This window comes from Methylobacterium crusticola (genome assembly GCF_003574465.1).
Lineage (GTDB): Bacteria > Pseudomonadota > Alphaproteobacteria > Rhizobiales > Beijerinckiaceae > Methylobacterium > Methylobacterium crusticola.
The window spans coordinates 1-4574 of record NZ_KZ984673.1 but is presented as its reverse complement, the minus strand read 5'-3'; the positions used below and the strand labels follow the sequence as shown (position 1 = coordinate 4574).

Genomic DNA, 4574 nt, shown 5'->3' with positions numbered 1-4574 from the left:
CGCACCGGCCGGCCCGGGCGGGCCTGCCGCTCCGGGAGGGCCGGGCGGGCCTGCCGCCCCGGCGGGACCGGGCGGGCCTGCGGGACCGGGCGGGCCCGCCACCATGTCGGGCAGCGCGCGTCCCTCGGGCCCGGGCGGACCGGCGGCGCCCTGCTGGCCGCACTCGCCGACCACGGCGCTCCGCTCCTGGCGCCGCGTCCGCAGCGTCACGATGCAGGTCGCCGGGTGGTAGACGAGGCGGAACTCGAATTTGCCCCGGGCATCGGCCTTCTGCGGGAAGCGGCCGTCGAGGCTGATCTCGGCCTCGGGCTCGTCCACGGTGCCGAGCACCCAGAGCTCGCCCGCCGTGATCCGGGCGGCCAGGATCTGCACTTCCGCCCGCAGCGGCGTCGCGCCGAACCCCGCACCCAGGATGCAAGACGCGAGCATCGCCGAGCGCCTCGACCTGCCACGCCCCATGTCTCGACCTCGCGACAACGACCCATTAACCACCCTCAACTGCTTTTTTGCGGCCCGGAAAGTCAAGCGCGCGGCAGCCCGCACGCACAGGGAACTTTCCGCCGGCGCGCGGGCCTCCGCCGTTCGGGGATGTTGATCGCGCAGGCCCGGCGGTCGAGTGTGGCGCCCGGGGGAGGAGGGACGGACATGACCGAACGGCTGGTGGTGGTCGGCGGCGGCTTCGCGGGGCTGTGGAGCGCCGCGGCGGCCGCCCGGCTGCGGGCGGAGCGCGACGCCGAGGCGGCCCTCGAGATCGTCCTCGTGGCGCCGAGCCCGTTCCACGTCATCCGGGTCCGCTGCTACGAGACCGACCTCTCGGGCCTGCGCGTTCCCCTGGACGACGTGCTGGCGCCGATCGGGGTGCGGCGGATCGCCGGGTCGGTCGGGCGGATCGATCCCGTGAACCGGCGCCTCGCGGTCGCGCGGGCGGATGGCGGCGCGGAGGATCTCGCCTACGACCGCCTCGTCCTCGCCGCCGGCAGCGCGCTCGTGCGCCCGCCCGTGCCCGGCGCCGCGGACGGCTTCGACGTCGACACCGACCCCGGCGCCGCGCGCCTCGCGGCGCACCTCGCCGCCCTCGCGGCGGAGGGTCCGCGGCCGGGGCGCTGGTCGGCCGTCGTCGTCGGCGCGGGCCTCGTCGGGATCGAGATCGCCTGCGAGCTGCCGGGGCGCCTGCGCGCCCTGCGCGCGGCCGCGGGGGCGGGCGAGGCGGAGCCGGTCCGGGTCGTGCTCCTCGAGCGCGGCCCCGAGGTCGGCGCGACCATGGGCGCGGCGCGCGCGGCGATCGCGGGGGCCCTGGCGGAGGCGGGCGTCGAGACCCGGACGGGGGCGGGCGTGCGGGCGGTCGACCCGGACGGGATGGTGCTGGAGGACGGCGAGCGGATCGACGCCGCCACGACCGTGTGGGCGACCGGGATGCGGGCGAGCCCGCTCGCCGCGGACCTGCCGGTGCCCCACGATCCGCTCGGGCGGGTGCCGGTGGACGCGTTCCTGCGGGTGGAGGGCCTCGACGCGGTCTACGCGGCGGGCGACGTGGCGCGGGCGGCCGCCGACGCGGCCGGGCACGCCACCGTGATGTCCTGCCAGCACGCCCGGCCGATGGGCCGGCTCGCCGGGCACAACGCGGCCTGCGACCTCCTCGGCTGCCCGGAGGCGCGGCTCGCCTTCGCGGCGCCGGACTACGTCACCGTGCTCGACCTCGGCCCCTGGGGGGCGGCCTACACGGCGGGCTGGGACCGCGGCACGCTGCGGGCCGCCGGCGCGGACGCCAAGGCGACGAAGCGCACCATCAACCGCGCCCGGATCTACCCGCCCCTCGACCGCGACCGGGCCGCGATCCTCGCGGCGGCGGTCCCCATCATCCAGGCGGCGCCGGCCCTCGGCCCGGCGGCTCAGGCGGGGCGCCCGGCGGGCTCCGGGCCGACGTAGACCGCGCGCGGGCGGATGAGCTGCCCGCTCCGGCGCTGCTCCAGGGCGTGCGCGATCCACCCGATCGACCGTCCGAGCGCGAACAGCCCGAAGGCGCTGCCCCGCTCCAGGCCGAGGCGGCGGCGCAGGGCGACGAGCGCGAAGTCGATCGAGGGCCGCCGGCCGGTCAGCGCCTCGGCCGCAGCGACGAGGTCGCGCAGGCGCGGGTCCCCGCGCAGGAGGGGCGCGAGGAGGGCCTCGGCCCGCGGGTCGCCCCGCGGGTAGAGCGGGTGCCCGAAGCCCGGGAGCCCGTCGGCGCCCTCGAGGTGGCGGCGCAGGCTCGGGGCCGGCGCGTCGTCCCGCGCGAGCCCGTCCCACAGCGCCTCGACCCGGGCCGTGGTGCCGCCGTGCCGGCTGCCGCTCAGCGCCGCGAGCCCGCCGATCACGGCCGCCCGCAGGCTCGCCCCCGTCGAGGCGACGCAGCGCGCCGTGAAGCCCGAGGCGTTCAGCTCGTGGTCGGCCGTGAGGACGAGGGCGCGGCGGACCCACTCCGCCCCGTCGTCGTCGAGGCCCCAGGCGGCGGCGCACTGGCGGTGCAGCGGTGCGGCCCCGGGCGGCCGCCCGGTCAGGCAGGCGAGGAGCACCCGCACCAGGGCCCCGCAACCCGCCGCGAGCCGCCCCGGGTCGTGCTGCCAGGGCGCGGTGGCGTCGTCCGTCGTCGCCGCGGCAAAGAGGCTCAGGAGCGCGCCGTCGGGCCGGCCCGCGNGCCCGCCGGGGCCGGGAGGAGCGGCGGGGCCTGCGGCCCGAACGCGGCCTCCCGCGGGCAGTCCCAGAGCAGGGCCGCCACGTCCTCGGCCTGCGCGCCCGCCGCGAGGTCGAGGGCGTCGACGCCCCTGTACGAGAGGCGGCCGTCCCGGATCAGGGTCAGGGACGATTCCAGCACCGGCAGCCCCCAGTCGAGCGTCGCCTTGGCGACCTCCCGCGGGCGCCGCCCGCGCCGGCGGGCGCCCGCGAGGGCCTCGACCGCCTCGGCCGCGTAGCGCCGCGCCCGCGGGTCGCCGGCCGGGTGCGCGGCGATGAGGCCGCGGCTCACGTAGGCGTAGAGGGTCTGGCGCGTGACGCCGAGCCGGGCGGCCGCCTCGGCGGCGGTGAGGTAGGTGGTCACCGAAAGGCTCCGCGGCCGGCTGGGCCCGATCAGGTTGATTCGCTTTATCAAGATTGACGATGTGGACCCGCGCGGGCGCTCCTGTCATCCGACCACCAGGGAGACGACCGATGCGGCCGACGGGCGAGACGCTCTCCGGTGCGACGACCACGCCCTTCGGGGCCTACCTGGGCGCGATCTGGGCGGCCCTGGGCAGACCCGGCGAGCCCGCACCCGTCGCGGTGACGGGGGCGGGCGCGCTGCCCTCCTGCTTCGCGGTCAGCGACCTTGCGGCGGCCTCGATGGCGGCGGCCGGCCTCGCGGTCGCCGGGTTTGTCGAGGCGCGCTCCGGCCTGCGCCCCGCGGTGGCGGTGGACCGCCGCCTCGCCGGGCACTGGTTCGCCCGCTCGGTCGAGCCCCGGGGCTGGTCGCTGCCGCCGGCCTGGGACCCGGTCGCGGGCGACTACCCGGCCGCCGACGGGTGGATCCGGCTCCACACCAACGCGCCCCACCACCGCGACGCGGCCCTGGCGGTGCTGGCCGCCGCCCCCGAGCGCGGGGCCGTGGCCGCGTCGGTGGCGCGCTGGCGGGCGGACGACCTCGAGGAGGCGGTCGTCGCCCGGGGCGGCTGCGCCGCGGCGATGCGCAGCCCCGCGGCGTGGGCGCTGCACCCGCAGGGGCGGGCGGTGGCGGCCGAGCCCCTGGTCTCGTGGGAGGCGGGCGGGGAGGGCCCCGGGGCCGTCACCGGCGCGTCCCCGGAGCGGCCCCTCGCGGGCGTGCGCGTCCTCGACCTCACCCGGGTGCTCGCCGGGCCGGTGGCGACGCGCTGCCTCGCCGGGTTCGGGGCCGACGTGCTGCGCATCGATCCACCCGAATGGGACGAGCCCGGCCTGGTGCCGGACGTGGTCCTCGGCAAGCGCTGCGCGCGCCTCGACCTGCGCGACCCGGCCGGCCGCGGGCGCCTGCTGGACCTCCTCGGGCGGGCGGACGTGCTCGTCCACGGCTACCGGCCGGACGCGCTCGCCCGCCTCGGCCTCGACGACGCGACGCGGGCCCGGGTGCGCCCGGGCCTCGTCGACGTCTGCCTCGACGCCTACGGCTGGTCCGGCCCCTGGCGCGGGCGGCGCGGCTTCGACAGCCTCGTCCAGATGAGCGCCGGCATCGCCGAGGCGGGGATGCGCCAGGGCGGCCACGACCGGCCGACGCCGCTGCCCGTCCAGGCCCTCGACCACGCCACCGGCTACATCATGGCGGCCGCCGCGGTCGTGGGCCTGACGACCCGCCTCGCCACCGGCCGCGGCAGCGCCGCGCGGACGGCGCTCGCCCGCACGGCGGGGCTCCTCACCAGCCAGGCCCCGTCGGACGAGGCGCCCGCCGCCCCGCCGGGTTCGGAGGATTTCGCGCCGACGCCGGAGGCCACGGCCTGGGGCCCGGCCCTGCGCCTGCGGCCGGCCCTCACGGTCGCGGGCGCGCCGATGCGCTGGGACCGGCCCGCCGCCGCGCTCGGATCCTCGCCCCCGGCGTG

Annotated in this window: 4 protein-coding genes and 1 pseudogene; 2 read left to right on the top strand and 3 right to left on the bottom strand. The window is 79.6% G+C overall.

Annotated elements, in window-relative coordinates; all coding sequences use genetic code 11:
• A pseudogene (locus DT057_RS05690) lies at positions 1 to 429 on the bottom strand (hypothetical protein); the annotation flags it as partial.
• 216 nt (positions 430 to 645) lie between these two features.
• On the opposite strand from DT057_RS05690, the gene DT057_RS05685 reads away from it, so the two are divergent.
• Positions 646 to 1926 (top strand): NAD(P)/FAD-dependent oxidoreductase, encoded by a 1281-nt coding sequence (locus tag DT057_RS05685; RefSeq protein WP_128561129.1) that lies wholly within the window; start codon positions 646 to 648, stop codon positions 1924 to 1926.
• Here the strand turns inward: DT057_RS05685 and DT057_RS36605 are convergent.
• Together DT057_RS36605 and DT057_RS36600 are read right to left on the bottom strand one after the other, a co-directional pair.
• Entirely contained in the window at positions 1890 to 2549 is a 660-nt protein-coding gene (locus DT057_RS36605) for a citrate synthase (protein ID WP_244937355.1), read from the bottom strand. The genes DT057_RS05685 and DT057_RS36605 overlap by 37 nt on opposite strands.
• Before the next feature lie 122 nt (positions 2550 to 2671).
• On the bottom strand, positions 2672 to 3070 hold a 399-nt coding region (locus DT057_RS36600), incomplete at its 3' end, for a citrate synthase (protein WP_244937354.1).
• A 110-nt stretch (positions 3071 to 3180) separates the two neighbouring features.
• Here DT057_RS36600 and DT057_RS05675 point away from each other — a divergent pair.
• A partial coding sequence (locus DT057_RS05675; protein ID WP_128561128.1) for a CoA transferase occupies positions 3181 to 4574 on the top strand: 1394 nt, incomplete at its 3' end.

Bases quoted from the DNA above. Each gene is read 5' to 3' on its own strand.
- DT057_RS05685 (WP_128561129.1), top strand. From the start codon at position 646: ATGACCGAACGGCTGGTGGTGGTCGGCGGCGGCTTCGCGGGGCTGTGG.